Origin of the sequence: Fibrella rubiginis (genome assembly GCF_017353185.1) — a bacterium.
Lineage (GTDB): Bacteria > Bacteroidota > Bacteroidia > Cytophagales > Spirosomataceae > Fibrella > Fibrella rubiginis.
The window spans coordinates 110,243-125,244 of the sequence record NZ_JAFMYV010000007.1 but is presented as its reverse complement, the minus strand read 5'-3'; the positions used below and the strand labels follow the sequence as shown (position 1 = coordinate 125,244).

Sequence of the window (15,002 nt, the reverse complement as noted above, 5' to 3'; positions counted from 1 at the left end):
CTGTTTAACGTTGAACTCACTTCAGCACTGCCCTGATTACTTCCCGTTTGCGGGCCGGACCGCTGTGTTTTTCAACGGCAAACCCGGCAGCGCGGAGGTTGTGCTGTACCATTGTTTTCGAGCAATAGGTGGTCAGAAAACTACCTGGGTGCATCATAGAAGCCACTTTCTCGAATATCTCCTGCGTCCATAATTCGGGCTGACCTTCAGGTGGGAAAGCATCGTAATATACCACGTCAAACGGGCCAACAGGCAGCATCTGTTCAAGGGGAATCTGGTATTTAGTCAGCATCATATACGGCGTCACGGCCGTTGGTACGTTCCAGGGCGCATCATGTACGTCGGCCAGCCAGAAGGTGTGCAGCAGTTCGTCGTAATTAAGCTGCTGTGCCTCGTCGGCGGGGATAGGATACGGCTCAATAGCTACGTATTCGACCGAGCGGTTGTGCCGGATGGCCTCGCGTAGGGTCATGAGTGCATTAAGGCCCGTTCCGAAGCCCATTTCAAACACCCGAACCGGCCCGTCGATGGTATCGAAGGCATGTTGCAGGCCCAACTCGATATACACGCGCTGTGACTCCTGCACGGCCCCGTATACGGAGTGGTAGTGGTGACCTACCTCCGCATTGTATACCGAGTGGGAGCCATCGGCGGTGACAACAACTTGTGTATTCATTTACAAACTCCTGCTTTTGGGCTAATTTTGCGGATCGATACAGGGCAAATAAACAGGGCCAAAACGGCTGCTTTCGGTGCCAGTAAGGCTGCTGGCTACGCTAAGTTACCCATCTGTATGGTAAACCGGTATATTTCTATTCTGTTACCATGATTCAACGAATTCAAAGTGTATTTCTGTTCCTCATCAGTGCCTCGATGGGCACAGCACTCGTAAATCCTATTTGGGAAAAGAACGGAGTCAAACCCGGCGAAGAAGCCGAACTAACGCCATTGCAGTATTCCTATGAGCAGGGCATCACCACCTTCACAACGCCTACGTGGTATCTGGCTGGCCTACTGGTACTGGTAGCCATTGTAGCACTGGTAGCCATTTTTCAGTACCGTAAGCGCATTTTGCAAATGGGTTTGTGCGCCGTAAATGCCATTTTGTTGACGGCGTCTATGGGCGTGGTACTGTACAACGTTTTAGTAAATGGCAAAACGTATGGCAATCCAAACGATCAGGGGTCATTCCTGGCGGGCTTTTGGGCTATCCTCGCTGCCTTAGTCTTCAATTTTCTTGCCAACCGCTTCATCCGCCGCGACGAAAAGCTCGTCCGTGAGTCGAACCGGATAAGGTAGTATTTAAAGGGACCGCAGATGAGGCGGATCGGGCTGACTTACACGGATCTTTTTACTAATCGAAGCAGATTAAAGATCCGTGTAAGTCAGCCCGATCCGCCTCATCTGCGGTCCCTTTAAATTATCAATGATTCGGGCAGCCGCAGTCGTTTTTCTTGAACAGGCCCCAGAGGAAGCCCTTTTTGCGGCGGAACCCTTTTTTCTTCTTGCGAAAAATAGTCGCCTCTTTCGCGGTCGGGCTGGCCAAATAGCCTGCCGCCGGTGCTTCCGTTACAGCCAGCGAGGCCATGAGCAGAAGCACAATTGTTGTCGATTTCATACTTGATTACCGTTGAGAGGCTGTACAACAAATAACGCGAAAAAGGCTGAAACGTTGTGAGCGATGAGAGGTAAGAAGCAAGAGGTGAGAAGCAAGAAAACAAGAAAGTCTGCAGACTACTTCTTATTTCTTGCTTCTTTTCAAAGCATAAACGAATAGAACAAACAGTGGGCCAGTTGTTGCAGCACAGGCGCATTTTTAGCCGCGATAATTTTGTGCTTCTGGCTTAGTTCGGCCCAAAATGGGGGCAGGCAAGCAGCGCGAGCGTTCATGCCGTCGTCGGGGCCGGTGCTTACATAACGCGTGTCGACGCCCGCAATAGCCACCCGGATAAAACACATGGGGCAGGGTTCGGCCGACGTGTAGAGGCGGAGTTGTTCGGTATAGATGGTGTTGCCCCCGCCCGTAAAATTTCCCTTCGACTGGTATTTTTTAAACTGCGGCAGGCTCTCAAATTCCGTGAGCAGGTTCATTTCGGCGTGGAGGTCAGACCGACCCTGCTGAAGCTGAGCGTTATGCGCACCGTGCAGAATCCGGCCTCTGCCGTCTACCAGCACCGCGCCAATGCCATAACCACCCGTGAGTACGCCCCGCAACGCCTGCACTACCGCCGCTTTGGCAAACACATCGTCGGGCTGGGCGGGGTCCGGTTTATAGTTTGCCAGGTAGGTTTTGATTTTTTGTAGTACAACAGCCTTTTTATCAGCCGCTTGAATACCACAGGGCAGGGCTGTTAACTGTGCCATCAGCGCCGCCCGGTTGGCGGGCGTTACGTTGGCCGAGTCAATTACATGTTGGGCAAAAAGTGCCCTGGTGAGCAGGAAAAGCACTATTACAGCGAGGTGGCGCATAACGGGGTGATTTTAGCAATCAACTTACCCGGTCTAGTTGAAACAGCCAAATCCAGTAGCCCGACTTCCCCCGGATGCGCTCGTAGGACGTAACGCGAAACAAGCCCTCGTAACGGTAGCCTTCGGCGGGAGCGTGTTCATTGCGAAGCGTGGCTCCCCGAACAAGCCGTACCGGATGCCCCGACGCCACGTTTCGAATCAGGGCCGCGTTGTAGCCATCCAGCACCTGATCGGCAATCTGCTTACCCGTTTTCTGGTCACGCCCGCCGTGGCCCGCGTAGGCGATATGATCTCCCTCGTCGATGTCGTCTTCATACATGCCCGCCAGGATGATGGAGTCGGCACCGTGGGGGCCCGTTCCGCTGATACCCGCCCGCCGTGGCCGGTGTAACCCACTCATCGACAAGTCGATACGGTTTACGAACACGTCGCCGGGTCGAAAATCAGCAAGGGTGGCGGTACCTAGTTTCGGTTTCGAGGGCATAGACCTAAAACAAAAAATCCCGCCCAAGTGGACAGGATTTTTATTCAGCAGGCTGGCTTACCGCCAACCGCGACGACCACCAAACCCACCGCCATACCGGGGGCCGTAGTTACGGTAGCTATAATTCGGAACGCGGTAGTAAGGGCGAGCGTAGTAGGGGCGCGGTGCAATCACCACGGGTGGGCGGTAGCCGTAACCATACCCGTAATAGGGGCGCGCACCATAATAGCCCGGACCGTAGCCTGTGCGTACACCCACGTATGAAGGCCCGCAACTCCACAACGTCAGCACGAGCACAAAGCTCAGTATCGTATAGATCAACGTTCTGTTTTTCATCCTGTCAGCCTAGCCGGGTGAATGTGGAAAACCCGCCGGGATTCTATCTAGAAAACGAAATGGAACAACGAATAATTTTCCAACTCGTAGTTCTAATCCAGATTTAAGAAGGCAGGGTTGGGAGTTGATAGATGCCATTTAAGGCGATGGCATCAATCAACTCCCAACCCTTTACCTAAAAAGTGTACTCTTGTATGGTAATGCGGCTAACTCCGCTAAACGTACAGACGAGTTTGTTGTCTGACAGTTCTAACACCAACGACTATGGTTGCCCATCCCACCGCGTTACGCCTGCTTTTGTTGCTTTTCCTGCCCCTGTTTGGCCTGGCGCAAAACACCCCCGCCCCCATGAACGATTACCACACCGACTGGCAAAAAGCCGACTCGCTTATGGGAAAAGGGCTGCCAAAATCGGCCCTGGATATTGCTGACCGGGTATACGCCGCGGCCAAAAAGGCCAACAATTATCCGCAGCTTACCAAAGCAGCCATGCGCCGGGTGGTGTTTAGCACCGCCGTTGGTCGTGAAGAAGACACGTTTGTGAACCTGATTAAGTCGCTCCGGGCCGACGTGGCAGCTGCCCCCGCCCCCGCCAAAGCCATTTTGCAGTCGGTGCTGGCCGATGTGTACTGGCAGTATTACCAAAGCAACCGCTACCGGTTTATGAACCGCACGAGCGTGGCCCCCAATGCCGGCACCACCGTGGGTGATGCCGATAAGGTTGATAGTGACGACCCCCGCACCTGGGACGCCCGGCGCCTGAGCAGCGTGGTGATGGAGCTGTACCTAGCTTCGGTGCAGGATGAAAAAGGGCTGCAACAGTCCCCCGCCGAGGCCTATACCGTAGTGAGCAGTCCCGGCAACGCCGCAGGTCGTGCCCTGCGCCCCACGCTCTACGACCTGCTGGCGCATAAGGCCATCGACTTTTTGAGTAACGCCGAAGCCGACGTGACCAAGCCGATTTATCGCTTCGAACTGGACAAAGCCGAGTACCTGGCTGAACCAACAATTTTCGTCAAAACACCCATTACCAGCCGCGACACACTGTCGGGGAAGTTCCAGGCGCTGTTGCTGTACCAAAAACTGGTGGCCCTGCACCTCGCAAACAAAGACCCGTTGGTGCTGGCGGCGGTCGATGCCGAACGACTTGCGTTTGTTCACCGGCAGAGTGTGCTACCTAACAAAGAAGAGCTCTATCGCCAAACGCTGAAGGCGCAAGTAACACGCTACAAAAACGGGTCTGGCGATGCTGAAGCCGAATACGCCGCGCTGTTGATTGAGGCACTGGCCAACGGCAACAACCGGCCCATGGGGCGGGGGCGGCGTATGGATGTTGACGATGCACCCAATGCGCCTGATTCCACCCACCGCTGGGACCGTAAACAGGCCGCCGAACTCGCCCGCGAGTTGATCAAACGCCGCCCCAATGCCTATGCTACGCAGCGTGTTCGGCCTATTCTGGATAACCTGCTACGGCCTTCGCTGGACATACAGATTGAGGAAGCCAACACGCCAACGAAGCCTTTTCTGGTGCGTGTGGCCTATGCCAATGTAAAAACGCTGTTCTACAAAATCGTACGCGTAACGCCCGACGAGGCTCAGAACATTCGCACGAATTACTACCAACAGTACGACAAGCGCACGTCGCAGTTTGACCTGCTGATGGACCGTCAGTCCGTGGCTAATGGGCAAGTGGCCCTGCCCGACGATGGTGATTTGGGCAATCATAGCGTGGAAGTGCCCGTGGCGGGCCTGCCGATTGGGCACTACGCCATGCTGATCTCCAATACGGGCACCTTTGAGGTGATGACCAACAACCCGCAACAGATAGTGCAGGTGGGGCAGTTTGCCATGTCGCGGCTGGCGTATCTGGAACCGCGCAGGAATGAGGAGTCAGACACCGCCCGGATCATGTACGTGACCGACCGCATGACCGGTAAACCGCTGGCTGGCGTAACCGTGCAACTCTGGCAGGCAATCACCAGCAGAACCAATCAAACCACGTTCAAAAAAGGGAGTTCGTTAAAAACCGATGAGCAGGGTAAGCTGATCATCAACTACAGCCAGTTACCCGTTAACGAGTCTTATTTTCTGCGCTTCAGTCAGCAGGACGATATTCTCGACAGCGACCAGCAATACAGCTACCCCTACAACCGGGGCAATCGAAACAAAGACGGGGACGAAATCGCCCCGCAGGCCCGGTTTTTCACCGACCGCGCCATCTACCGTCCCGGTCAGACAATTCACTGGAAAGCACTGGTCTTCAGAGGGACCAACAACGAGTTTGCCGTAGTGCCAAATGATGAACTGAACGTGCAACTACGCGACGTGAACAACGAAACGGTGGCGAAGATTACGCTGAAAACCAACGAGTTCGGCACGGCAAGTGGCACGTTTACGGCCCCCGTTGGCCGGCTGACGGGGCAGATGACCATTACTACGACTGAGTACATCGGTGAGGCTAGCATTCGGGTGGAAGAGTACAAACGCCCCACCTTCGCTGTGGTGGCCGAACCTCTTGCCAAAGCTGTGGTGGTGGGCCAAACTGTACCGGTGCGGGTGGTGGCCAAAACCCTGGCCGGGGCTAATCTGGACGGTGCCACGGTGGCCTACCGCGTCACCCGGACGTACTACCAGCCTTATTGGGGTGGTGGTTGGTGGTGGCGACCCTACCGCCCCTCGCCGGAGCAGGAGATCGCGAACGGCACCGCCACTACCGACGCCGACGGGGTAGCAAGCCTGACCTTCGTGGCCGTGCCTGACCGTAGCATTGCTCAAAAAGACAAACCCCAGTTTACCTACACCGTCACCATCGACGTGACCGACCAGTCGGGCGAGACGCGGAGCACCACACAGAGCCTGCGGATTGGGTACGCGCCATTTTCGGTGGGATTGCCCCTGCCTGGCACCGTACTCACCACCGATAAAACCACCTACGCCGTGCGGCTTACCAACGCGTCGGGGAACACAGTGGGCCTGAAACAGGGTAGCGTACGTATTTCACGGCTCACTCCCACGCGACCCGGTCCGTTGCGCAAACGCCTCTGGGAGCGTCCAGACCGCGATTTATTGACCCGCGCCGAATTCGAGAAGCAGTTTCCACTGGACCTCTATGCCGACGAAGACAACCCCGCCACCTGGACTAAAACCCTCGTTCGCACCACCGACCCGCGCTCGGTCACGCTGGCGGGCCTGGCACCAGGCACCTACGCCGCCGAGGTAACAGCGCAGGATTCGACGGGGAAAACAGGGGAGGAAATGGTCTATTTCACCGTGCGTGATGAGCAGGTACCCACTCCGTCTGAGCGCATTGGTGAGTTTGTGCAACCGATCAAAATAACGGCCCTGCCTGGTCAGGAAGCCGTTTTTTGGGTAGGGTCATCCACCGGCGAACCGGTTTTGATGGCCGTTGAAGAGCAGGGCAGACCCATCACGGAGCAGTGGTTATTGCCTAAGCCCGGCAAGCCGTTGCGCATTGCGTTGCCCGTGACCGACCGTCAGCGTGGCGGGTTTATGGTGCATTTTGCTTCGGTTCAAAATGGGCGGCTACTATCGCAAAGCCAACAGGTATCGGTGCCCTTCACCAGCAAGCAACTGACTGTGGAGACCGAGACCTTCCGCGATAACTCGCCGAATCGGCTGCAACCCGGTCAGCCTGAGCAGTGGACGTTGCGCGTGAGTGGCCCCAACAAAGACAAGGTACTGGCCGAAATGGTCGCCACCCTTTACGACGCCTCGCTCGACGAATTTGCTAAACTCGACTGGGCCGATTCCTTCTACACAGGTAATAGCTTTGCGGCAAACTACTGGCAATCAAGCGCATTTGGCATTGAGCGACCACTGGAATACAGTAGCCGCGCGGGGACCGATTATCCAAAACAAATAATCAGAGACTACCCCTTAATTAGCTGGTATCCTTACAATTACGACCCGTATCGTGGCCGTTTCAGCGGTGGCTTCGCCTATGCCACTGAACTTACCATCAGCGGAACGGTACAAAATGGGCTTGTGCAAGGCGTGATTGGAGCCGAAATGGGTGGCTTTCCAGGCATCACAGTGTCGTGGAAGGGAACCACCAGTGGCACCACCACCGATGTGAATGGGCGTTTTTCGCTGAAAAAATCGGCGGGAAATAACGTGCTCCGGTTTTCATTTGTCGGCTATAAAACGGTTGAGATCAAACTCGATAAGAAGCAGTCGTTCAGTGCCAAATTTCAGTCTAATAATAGTGGCCTGAACGAGGTCGTCGTGGTTGGCTATGGTATCCAGCAACGGCGTGATATTACGGGAGCGGTTTCGAAAGTATCAGCTCGTAGTCGTGGTGATTATAGCGGGGCAAACAGCGAGGATGTTCTGGCTGCACCCATGGCAGCAGATGCAGCATCTGGTATGCAGGTACAGGAATTACGCGAGGCCGTTGCTGCGGAACAGGTTGTCGGTCAGCAATCTGGTCAGGCTAGCCCGCCGCCCGTCATTCGAAAAAATTTCAACGAAACGGCGTTTTTCTTCCCGCAACTGCTCACTGACAAAGAAGGGCGCGTGGTGCTCAAATTCACCATGCCCGAAGCCCTCACGCGCTGGCGGCTGATGACGTTTGCGCACACGAAAACCATGCAGACGGGCAGTTTCGAAGCCACGGCCCAGACACAGAAAGAACTGATGGTGACGACCAACGTGCCCCGTTTTTTCCGCGAAAACGATACCCTCCGCCTCACCGCCCGTATTGATAACCTCAGCGGCAAACCCCTCTCCGGCACCGCCAAACTCGATCTCACCGACGCCCTCACCGGCGAGTCGCTGAACGCCAAACTGGGCCTGAAGACCTTGAATCAGGCCTTTTCGACCAAAACGGGGCAAAGTGCCGTGGCCGTCTGGACCCTGGTGATGCCTCAATCGCTGCCGCCCGTGGCCGTGCGGGTAACGGCGCAGGCGGGTAACTTTTCGGATGGCGAAGAGCGCGTAGTGCCGGTGTTGCCCAACCGCATTCTCGTCACCGACGCACAGCCGATTTGGATAGATGGGGGTAGTCAGGCGAAAACGTTCCGGCTGAAACCACTGGTCGACCGGTCGCCGGAGTTGCCGATGCAGACTGAGCGGCTTACGGTGGAGGTGACGAACAACCCCGCCTGGTATGCCCTGCAAAGCTTGCCGTATCTGATGGACTACCAATATGACTGCGCCGAGCAATTGTTTAGTAAGCTTTATGCTAACGCGTTGGGTGCCCACATCATGAACAGCCGTCCTGAATTCAGGAAGGCGGTAGACATCTGGAAACAGACGCCACCGAAAAGCCCGCTGCTGAAAAACGAGGAGCTAAGAGCCGTCACCATTGAAAACACCCCCTGGCTGGCCGAGGCAACCTCGGAAACCGAACGCATGGCTAAACTAGGCCAGTTTTTCGATCAGAATACCCTTGCCGCCGAACAACGCCGGGCACTTAACAAGCTGAAAGATTTGCAGGACGGCAATGGTGGGCTGACGTGGTTTCCGGGTATGCGGTCTAACATCTGGATGACCCTGCACGTGCTGGCCGGACTGGGGCACCTTCAGAAAATGGGCGTCCAATTTTCGCCCGACCTGGCCCCGGATATCATTACGCTTCAGCAAAAAGGGCTGGTCTATATAGACGCCGATGCGCGGCAAAAACTAGCTGAACACAACCGGGCCGAGCAGCAAACGAAACAAAAAACAGTGCCGTACTGGGCGGCATTTTACCTCTACGGGCGCAGCTATTACCAGGCCAAAAGTCCCCTCGACAAGGCCTTTCTGGCCGAATTGATTCCCGCCATTACCAATGGTTGGCAGGGTGGCAGCTTGCAGGGGCAGGCCATGAGTGCCATGACGCTGTTCCGCTACGGCTATACCAAGGAGGCCACGGCAATTCTGCAATCGTTGACCGAGCACAGCAAGATTTCGGACGAACTGGGTATGTACTGGCCTGAAAATGTGAGCGGTACGTACTGGTATCAGGCCCCGGTCGAGACGCAGGCCTATTTGATCGAGGCATACCTGGAAGCGGGCAAGGCTACCAACAGCGCAGGGGATGTTTTTGCCTGGTACCGGAAGCAGCCTGCCTACGCACAAACCACGGACAATCAACCGTTTATCGACAAAATGCGGCAGTGGCTGATTCAGCAGAAACGTACCCAGTCGTGGCCATCGACCAAAGCCACGACCGAGGCCATCTACGCCCTGCTGCTCAACGGTTCAGACTGGATGGACACCAAAGCCACCACGACCGTGCGGCTAGGAGGCCAGGATATTGCCAAACGCGTAACGGCCACCGAGGCCCTGACCGGCTACCAGAAGGTGAGCTTTGCCCCCGCCGAAGTAACGCAGCAGATGGGCGTGATCGAGGTGAGCAAATCGGCGAAAACGGGTATCAGCTGGGGCGGGGTATACTGGCAACATTTCGAACCGCTGGATGCCGTACAGAGGGGAAGTAATAACCTGACTGTCAGGAAAAACATCTTCCGCGTGCGCAACACCGACGCAGGTCCGGTGCTGGAACCAATTACGCCCCAAACGCCCCTGAAACCCGGCGATAAGCTCAGTGTGCGCGTGGTGCTGACTACCGACCGGGCTATGGAATACGTACACTTAAAAGATGGTCGGGCATCGGGTTTCGAACCGGTGGCAACGCTGTCGGGCACCAAATACCAGAACGGCCTGAGTTATTATGAAGCCCCCCGCGACGCCAGTACCGACTTTTTCATCGAGCGTCTGCCCGTGGGTACGCACGTGTTCGAGTACAATTTGCGGGTGGTGCACGGCGGGGATTTCAGCACGGGCATCGCCGAAGTACAGTGTTTCTACGCCCCAGAATTCGCCGCCCACTCTACTGGCACGCGAGTTGTAGTAAAATAATATAGAGTTGGTAGTCACATTAACCAATAAATCATCATTCATACGTTGTGCAGCCTCGCACATTCGGGCTGTATTTTCGTTGATGAAGCACAACGTTAACGATCTGTTGTATCTACATGAAAAACCACTCCCGTTACACGTCTCTCTGGCTGGTATTGCTCACCCTGAGCCTGAATTTTACCGCCTGCAAAAACAGCAGCACAGACAATCCCACACCCGCGGCCAACGTCACGCTGGTGAGCAGTACACCCATTACGACGCTCACCAAAACGCAGTTGATTGATCGGGTGTCGGCTTCGGGCGTGTTGCCTGCGCAGTTGAACGGGATTCTAACCCTGTTGCTTCAGCGCGACGTGAAGGCCTACCGGCTTACCTACAAAACCAAAAACGCCGACGGCACCACCATCACGGCGTCGGGGGCGCTGATTGTACCGGTACCCATCGGTACGGAGACCTACCCAATAATCAGTCAGCAGCACGGTACGCTGTTCAACGAACCCGACGCGCCGTCTTATTTCAGCAACAACAGCGAGGCGGCTAACATCGGCACCCTGTTTACGTCGGCGGGCTACATCCTCTCCTGCCCCGACTATGTAGGCTACGGCGAGTCGAAGTCGGTGCCGCACCCGTATCTGCACCGGCAAACAGAAGCCCTTGCCAGCCTCGACATGCTGCGGGCGGCGAAGGAGTTTATGGCCCAAAACAACGTGAAATGGGACAATCGGGTGTTTATCACAGGCTATTCGCAGGGGGGGCACGCGAGTATGTCACTGCTGAAAATGATGGAAGAGCAGTTCCCCAACGAGTTCACGATCACGGCGGCGAGCTGCGGCGCAGGCCCATACAACGTAGAGGGCTTTATGCAGGATCTGGTGAACAAAGACACCCACGGCATTGCGGCATACAACAACCTGTATGTGTGGGTGTTGCAAACCATCAACCGCGTTTATGGTCTCAACCGGCCCATGAGTGCGTACTTCAAAGAACCATATGCCACTGACGTTCAGACTAACAGCACCCGTTCCAACATCAACGTGAGCATCAACAAGGCCTTTTCCGACGCGTTCAGAAACGGCATAAACAACGGCACCGACGCTGATTTTCTGAAAGCCGTCCGCGACAATAACGTCTATGATTGGGCACCCAAAACGCCCCTGCAACTCTACCACGGCACCGCCGACAACCAGGTTTTCTACCGCAACTCGGATGATGCTTCCAAAGCGATGAAAGCCCGCGGCGTCACCACCGTTGAGTTGATCACTATCAACGGGAAAGACCACGGCCCTGCCATCCAGGACTACATTCAGGGGACGTATACGTTTTTTAGTGGGAAGAAGTGAAGTAGCAGTGGCAGTTGTTTCACACCCGCTTTTAGGCGCGTCAGCGATCTTTAACCTAATCGGACTGATCGGGGAAATTAGTTAAATTTACGCTGTACAAACGGGATACCCCCAGTCCTTTTATGCTCACTTCGTTAGCTGCGCAGGATCAATTAGCCGCTCTTATGGCCGACGCCATGCCAGAGCAAGTTCTTTCGTTTAAATTTTCTGCATCAGTTCAGACGCGGATTGAGCAATTAGTGGCGGGAAAAAAAGCAGGTAACTTACCGCCCGACGAGCAAGAAGAACTGGACAAATATCTGACTTATGATTTATTAATAGGTTTGGCGAAAGTGCGGGCCTACCAATCTCACAAGTCAGCATGACTGCCTATGTACCTAAAAAGGTTCGACAACAAGTAATAGAACGAGCTAAATATAGATGTGAATATTGCCTGATACCGGAGCGATTTTTAGCAACTTATTTTCACGTTGATCACGTGAGAAGCCTGAAACATGGCGGCAATTCAGATTTTGACAACCTCGTCTACGCCTGCCCTCATTGCAATCAACATAAAGGAAGTGACGTTGGTACATTCGCTGATAACGATGGTGAAACACTCATTCGATTTTTCAATCCTCGCCGTGACAACTGGGCTGACCACTTCGAAGCCGTGGAGGGCGAAATTGTGCCGCTATCCGCTATTGGGCAGGCCACAGTAACGATACTGAATGTCAATCAGGCAGAACGGCTGATTCTACGTCGGGAATTAGCTATGATTGGGTTGTATCCAGATGTGTAGACAATTTTCTATATAATTTCCCCCGCAACCCGTTCTCCAGACCGGATTGCCCCTTCGATGTAGCCATTCCAGACGGGGGCGGTTTCGGTGCCGGCCCAGTGGATGCGGCCTACAGGTTCGCGGAGAGCGGGGCCGTGCTCGGTCCAGACGCCGGGTCCGAACAGGCCCGCGTAGCAGCCCTTGCTGTAGGGTTCGTTCAGAAAACTATGGTCGAGGTACTGCTGCGGCGTGCGGGCGGCTTCGCCGAAGAACGTAGCGAAGGCATGTAGCGCGGCCTCTTTTCTATCATTGTCAGTTAGTTCTGAGAAAGCACGGGCCTGATTACCCAGCACAAATCCCATCAGAATACCCCGGCTTCCGTCTTTCGGCGACGTATCGAACGTGACCGTGACGTAGCCATCGGTAGTGGCGGCGAGGCCGTTGAGGGCGGGGGTGTTGCCGTTGGCGGTGCGCCAGAACGGGCGGTCGTAGATGGCGTAGCATTTCCAGACGGCCCCCATCGGAATACTCTGGATCAGCATTTGCCGGGCGGCGGGCAACGGCGGCGTAAACTGAATTTGCTCCTGCAACACGGGCGGAATAGCCACCACTACGCGGCCTGCTTCAACCGAAAAGCCTTCTCCCGACACGGTTACGCTATCGGGTTGCTGCCGAATGTGCCGCACGGGACTATCGAGCCGGATACGGTCGCCGAGTTCGCGGGCCATGTGGTTAGCCATGCTTTGCGCCCCACCCACAAAACGCTCCTCCTGCGCCCCATTTTTTACGTTCATCAGCATTTCCAGATCGCCACCCGACTTGGCATAGAACAGGGCATGCAACAGCGAGATGTCGGCAGGGTCGGCCGCCCAGATCGCTTCGGCGGCCACTTTGAAAAATTGCCGTGCTGTGTCTAGCCCGATGGTCTGTTCCATCCAGGTTTCCAGGGTCATGGAGTCATACAGGTAGGCGTTGGGGCTGTCCCAGGGAGCTTCGAGGTTTATGCCTTTCGACAGTTTGTTGATCCGCTTTATGGCCCGGTCGAGGCTGAGGAGTGAGAGGATAGACAGTGGTGGGATAAGGCCCTTATACCGCTTTACTCTTCCCCGGAAAAACTGCGTGCTACGACCTTCATCGTATGTTTTAAAGGTCTCTACGCCGTATTCTTTCGCCAGAGCATAGATCCGATCCTGCGTGGGTCCGGCCCAGGCACCACCCAGGTCAACGTACTGACCATCATCGAGTTGCTTTGTCCAGACGCGGCCGCCTACCCGGTCGCGGGCTTCGAGTACCAGCACCGATTTCCCGGCGCGGTGCAGCTCACGGGCAGCAGTAAGGCCGGCATAACCCGCACCAATAATGATAACGTCAACTACCTCAGTCGATTCCATGCGCAAGTTGTGGTGAACAGCGCAATAGTAAACAAAAATCGTGCAACTCAGTAGCGCCGTTTAGAAGCCATTCGCTGACTTTTCGCGGCCATGTTGGTCACGCTTTTGTTGTCGATACATGTTTAAAAACCGCCCCCTGCTGCTCATTTACCTCCTGGTATTTATTGATGTTACGGTGGGGTCGGCAACGGGGCCGGTGCGCCCGCAATTTGTGAAGGGACTTAGTAACCCCGAACTCTGGCTGGCGGTGGGCACGGCACTTTTTCAGGGGGTACAACTCATTTCGGCCCCGTTGCTGGGCAGTTTGTCGGACCGCTACGGGCGAAAGCCGCTGGTTATTCTGTCGTCGGCGGGTACGCTGGTGGCGAATGTGCTGCTGCTGCCGGTGCGGGCCTGGGCGTTTTTTACCAACCGCATCAGCGACGGCCTCACCAACGGTATGTACGGCCTGATGCGGTCGTCGGTGACGGATTTGTCGTCTAAAGAAGATCTGGCCAAAAACAGCGGCTACATCAGTACGCTGGTGTCGCTGGGCGGCGTTTTTGGCCCAATGGTGTCGGGCGTGGCGCTGGCCTTCACCCGCAACCCCACACGGCAGGTGACGCTGGTAGTTTGGACCATAATCGGCCTCAGCGCCCTCAACGTGGCTCTTTCGTGGTTTATGGCCGAACCAAGTGCCAAACAGAAAGACACCAAAAATGAAGACAAGCCCGCCCCACCCGACCGGGCGGCCGTGTGGCAGGCCGTTCGCGACAACCTTAACGTGGCCCTGCTCTGGAAACGCCTGTCCGACAAAGAGAAGACCCATTCCGGCGTTCGGTTCATTACCATCCTGATGCTGCTCATTACGCTGCACCAGGGCTATCTGACCTATTTTATCACCTACCTGGAACTGGGTCCCTTGAAACTCAGCGCCCAGCAGACAGCCTATTTTTTTGCTTATTTCGGGGGTATGAGCGCGTTGACTAACTTTCTGTATTTCAAGTTTTTAGTAGACATAGACAAAATTAACCGCCGGACCATGCTCATTATCGCGGCGTTTGTTGGGGCCGGCCTACACATCCTGTATGCCAACGTGGGTGACAATTTGTGGCTGCTCTGCGGCGCGGTGGCTATTGACACGCTAACCATTTCGCTGGGTAGCGGACTGCTGAACGGCTTCTTCGCCAACCTCACCGGCGACGACGACCGGGGCGAACTGGTAGGCCTCAACCAGGCCCTGACAGGGGTAGCGAGTCTGCTCACCACGCTTATCTACGGGGGCCTTTCCACCATCAATCTCAGTCTCCCTTTTTATTGGTTTGCTGCGAGCCTGGTGGCGCTGGGCGTACTTTGCTGGCGACTAAAGGAATGAT

General features: G+C 55.3%; 12 protein-coding genes. 6 read left to right on the top strand and 6 right to left on the bottom strand.

Annotated elements, in window-relative coordinates; genetic code table 11:
- Window positions 1-16: 16 nt before the first annotated feature.
- On the bottom strand, window positions 17-676 hold the full coding sequence (gene mnmC2, locus J2I47_RS14815; protein ID WP_207365372.1) for a tRNA (5-methylaminomethyl-2-thiouridine)(34)-methyltransferase MnmC2: 660 nt from the start codon (window positions 674-676) through the stop codon (window positions 17-19).
- A gap of 149 nt (window positions 677-825) precedes the next feature.
- Between mnmC2 and J2I47_RS14810 the strand changes: the two genes are divergently transcribed.
- Window positions 826-1,299 (top strand): DUF4293 domain-containing protein, encoded by a 474-nt coding sequence (locus tag J2I47_RS14810; RefSeq protein WP_207365371.1) that lies wholly within the window; start codon window positions 826-828, stop codon window positions 1,297-1,299.
- 124 nt (window positions 1,300-1,423) lie between these two features.
- On the opposite strand, the gene J2I47_RS14805 is transcribed toward J2I47_RS14810, so the two are convergent.
- From J2I47_RS14805 to J2I47_RS14790, 4 genes are all read right to left on the bottom strand, one after another.
- Window positions 1,424-1,618 carry a hypothetical protein gene (locus tag J2I47_RS14805; protein ID WP_207365370.1) on the bottom strand — a complete coding sequence of 65 codons (195 nt, stop codon included), beginning with the start codon at window positions 1,616-1,618 and terminating at the stop codon, window positions 1,424-1,426.
- Between the two features lie 140 nt (window positions 1,619-1,758).
- Entirely contained in the window at window positions 1,759-2,469 is a 711-nt protein-coding gene (locus J2I47_RS14800) for a nucleoside deaminase (RefSeq protein ID WP_207365369.1), read from the bottom strand.
- 19 nt (window positions 2,470-2,488) lie between these two features.
- Complete coding sequence (locus tag J2I47_RS14795; protein WP_207365368.1) at window positions 2,489-2,953, bottom strand: YDG/SRA domain-containing protein; 465 nt, start codon at window positions 2,951-2,953, stop codon at window positions 2,489-2,491.
- A 57-nt stretch (window positions 2,954-3,010) separates the two neighbouring features.
- Window positions 3,011-3,289 carry a hypothetical protein gene (locus J2I47_RS14790; RefSeq protein WP_207365367.1) on the bottom strand — a complete coding sequence of 93 codons (279 nt, stop codon included), beginning with the start codon at window positions 3,287-3,289 and terminating at the stop codon, window positions 3,011-3,013.
- Between the two features lie 264 nt (window positions 3,290-3,553).
- On the opposite strand from J2I47_RS14790, the gene J2I47_RS14785 reads away from it, so the two are divergent.
- From J2I47_RS14785 to J2I47_RS14770, 4 genes are all read left to right on the top strand, one after another.
- Window positions 3,554-10,156, top strand: coding sequence for an alpha-2-macroglobulin family protein (locus tag J2I47_RS14785; RefSeq protein WP_207365366.1), 6,603 nt, complete (start codon window positions 3,554-3,556; stop codon window positions 10,154-10,156).
- Between the two features lie 116 nt (window positions 10,157-10,272).
- On the top strand, window positions 10,273-11,496 hold the full coding sequence (locus J2I47_RS14780; RefSeq protein ID WP_207365365.1) for an alpha/beta hydrolase family protein: 1,224 nt from the start codon (window positions 10,273-10,275) through the stop codon (window positions 11,494-11,496).
- A gap of 122 nt (window positions 11,497-11,618) precedes the next feature.
- Window positions 11,619-11,861: a hypothetical protein gene (locus tag J2I47_RS14775; RefSeq protein WP_207365364.1), complete on the top strand. Its 243-nt coding sequence runs from the start codon at window positions 11,619-11,621 to the stop codon at window positions 11,859-11,861.
- On the top strand, window positions 11,858-12,277 hold the full coding sequence (locus J2I47_RS14770) for an HNH endonuclease (protein WP_207365363.1): 420 nt from the start codon (window positions 11,858-11,860) through the stop codon (window positions 12,275-12,277). Before J2I47_RS14775 ends, J2I47_RS14770 begins: the two co-directional genes overlap by 4 nt.
- Window positions 12,278-12,285: 8 nt before the next feature.
- On the opposite strand, the gene J2I47_RS14765 is transcribed toward J2I47_RS14770, so the two are convergent.
- Complete coding sequence (locus J2I47_RS14765; protein ID WP_207365362.1) at window positions 12,286-13,647, bottom strand: flavin monoamine oxidase family protein; 1,362 nt, start codon at window positions 13,645-13,647, stop codon at window positions 12,286-12,288.
- A gap of 118 nt (window positions 13,648-13,765) precedes the next feature.
- Here J2I47_RS14765 and J2I47_RS14760 point away from each other — a divergent pair, with 118 nt between their 5' ends.
- Window positions 13,766-15,001 carry an MFS transporter gene (locus J2I47_RS14760; protein ID WP_207365361.1) on the top strand — a complete coding sequence of 412 codons (1,236 nt, stop codon included), beginning with the start codon at window positions 13,766-13,768 and terminating at the stop codon, window positions 14,999-15,001.
- Window position 15,002: the final 1 nt, after the last annotated feature.

Bases quoted from the DNA above. Each gene is read 5' to 3' on its own strand.
- mnmC2 (WP_207365372.1), bottom strand. From the start codon at position 676: ATGAATACACAAGTTGTTGTCACCGCCGATGGCTCCCACTCGGTATAC.
- J2I47_RS14810 (WP_207365371.1), top strand. From the start codon at position 826: ATGATTCAACGAATTCAAAGTGTATTTCTGTTCCTCATCAGTGCCTCG.
- J2I47_RS14805 (WP_207365370.1), bottom strand. From the start codon at position 1,618: ATGAAATCGACAACAATTGTGCTTCTGCTCATGGCCTCGCTGGCTGTA.
- J2I47_RS14800 (WP_207365369.1), bottom strand. From the start codon at position 2,469: ATGCGCCACCTCGCTGTAATAGTGCTTTTCCTGCTCACCAGGGCACTT.
- J2I47_RS14795 (WP_207365368.1), bottom strand. From the start codon at position 2,953: ATGCCCTCGAAACCGAAACTAGGTACCGCCACCCTTGCTGATTTTCGA.
- J2I47_RS14790 (WP_207365367.1), bottom strand. From the start codon at position 3,289: ATGAAAAACAGAACGTTGATCTATACGATACTGAGCTTTGTGCTCGTG.
- J2I47_RS14785 (WP_207365366.1), top strand. From the start codon at position 3,554: ATGGTTGCCCATCCCACCGCGTTACGCCTGCTTTTGTTGCTTTTCCTG.
- J2I47_RS14780 (WP_207365365.1), top strand. From the start codon at position 10,273: ATGAAAAACCACTCCCGTTACACGTCTCTCTGGCTGGTATTGCTCACC.
- J2I47_RS14775 (WP_207365364.1), top strand. From the start codon at position 11,619: ATGCTCACTTCGTTAGCTGCGCAGGATCAATTAGCCGCTCTTATGGCC.
- J2I47_RS14770 (WP_207365363.1), top strand. From the start codon at position 11,858: ATGACTGCCTATGTACCTAAAAAGGTTCGACAACAAGTAATAGAACGA.
- J2I47_RS14765 (WP_207365362.1), bottom strand. From the start codon at position 13,647: ATGGAATCGACTGAGGTAGTTGACGTTATCATTATTGGTGCGGGTTAT.
- J2I47_RS14760 (WP_207365361.1), top strand. From the start codon at position 13,766: ATGTTTAAAAACCGCCCCCTGCTGCTCATTTACCTCCTGGTATTTATT.